The organism is Corynebacterium urinipleomorphum, assembly GCF_900155535.1.
Taxonomy (GTDB): domain Bacteria; phylum Actinomycetota; class Actinomycetes; order Mycobacteriales; family Mycobacteriaceae; genus Corynebacterium; species Corynebacterium urinipleomorphum.
Window position 1 is genome coordinate 1 of the sequence record NZ_LT706958.1, and the last position, 1697, is coordinate 1697.

At 54.1% G+C, this 1697-nt stretch carries 1 rRNA gene; it reads right to left on the reverse strand.

Annotated features, from left to right (window positions below):
- Positions 1 to 145: 145 nt before the first annotated feature.
- A 23S ribosomal RNA gene (locus CZ338_RS00040) occupies positions 146 to 1697 on the reverse strand; the annotation flags it as partial.

Below are 1697 nucleotides of genomic sequence, written 5' to 3' on the forward strand. Positions count from 1 at the left end.
GTGTGTGCGGGTTATTGAGTTATCTGTTCTGTGTGGCCACACGTTAGGGGTGTGTGGTGTGTCAGATACTGCATAGTGGACGCGGCAGGTCATTTTGTCTGCGTTTTTTGCGTGTTTTCGCCCGTGTCGGGGTTGAACAATTGTTGTGGTTTGTTGGTTGGTGTATTAGTACCAGTCACCTTCGCACGTCACGGTGCGTCCAGATCTGGCCTATCAACCCCATCGTCTATGGGGAACCTATGAAACCTCATCTTGAAACAGGCTTCCCGCTTAGATGCTTTCAGCGGTTATCCCTTCCGTACGTAGCCAACCAGCGGTGCTCCTGGCGGAACAACTGGCACACCAGAGGTACGTCCGTCCCGGTCCTCTCGTACTGGGGACAGCCTTTCTCAAGTTTCTGCGCGCGCGGCGGATAGAGACCGAACTGTCTCACGACGTTCTGAACCCAGCTCGCGTGCCGCTTTAATGGGCGAACAGCCCAACCCTTGGGACCTACTCCAGCCCCAGGATGCGACGAGCCGACATCGAGGTGCCAAACCATCCCGTCGATATGGACTCTTGGGGAAGATCAGCCTGTTATCCCCGGGGTACCTTTTATCCGTTGAGCGACACCACATCCACAAGTAGGTGCCGGATCACTAGTCCCGACTTTCGTCCCTGCTCGACTCGTAGGTCTCGCAGTCAAGCTCCCTTGTGCACTTACACTCTAAACACCTGATTGCCAACCAGGCTGAGGGAACCTTTGGGCGCCTCCGTTACTCTTTGGGAGGCAACCGCCCCAGTTAAACTACCCACCAGGCACTGTCCCCAACCCAGATCATGGGCCAAGGTTAAGACATCCACTACGGTCAGAGTGGTATTTCACTTGACGACTCCACACCCACTAGCGTGAGCGCTTCTAAGTCTCCCACCTATGCTACACAAACCGCAGTAAACACCAATACCAAGCTATAGTGAAGGTCCCGGGGTCTTTTCGTCCTGCCGCGCGAAACGAGCATCTTTACTCGTAGTGCAATTTCACCGGGCCTGTGGTTGAGACAGCAGGGAAGTCGTTACGCCATTCGTGCAGGTCGGAACTTACCCGACAAGGAATTTCGCTACCTTAGGATGGTTATAGTTACCACCGCCGTTTACTGGGGCTTAAATTCTCCGCTTCGGACACATATGTCCTAACAGGTCCTCTTAACCTTCCAGCACCGGGCAGGCGTCAGTCCGTATACATCAACTTAACCGTCTTCGCACGGACCTGTGTTTTTGATAAACAGTCGCTTCCCTCTCTTTTCTGCGACCCCAACCAGCTCACCAACGCATGTTCGGATCACCAGTTGTGGCCCCCCTTCTCCCGAAGTTACGGGGGCAATTTGCCGAGTTCCTTAACCACAGTTCACCCGACCGCCTGAGTATGTTCTACTTGACTACCTGTGTCGGTTTCGGGTACGGGCCGTATATACACATCGCTAGAGGCTTTTCTCGACAGCACAGGATCACTACCATCACCCAACAAGGGTTACGCATCACGCCTCACACATATGGCACCCGCATTTAACTAGGTGCCGTGCCGCACGCTTGCACCACAATCCACTAAGTGGCGTAGCTACCAATCTGTGTCACCCCATCACTTGACTACTACAGATCAGGCCCCACGCATCACACCCACCCAACCATCAAAGATGATCATGGCAGGTGGTCAGGGTGGT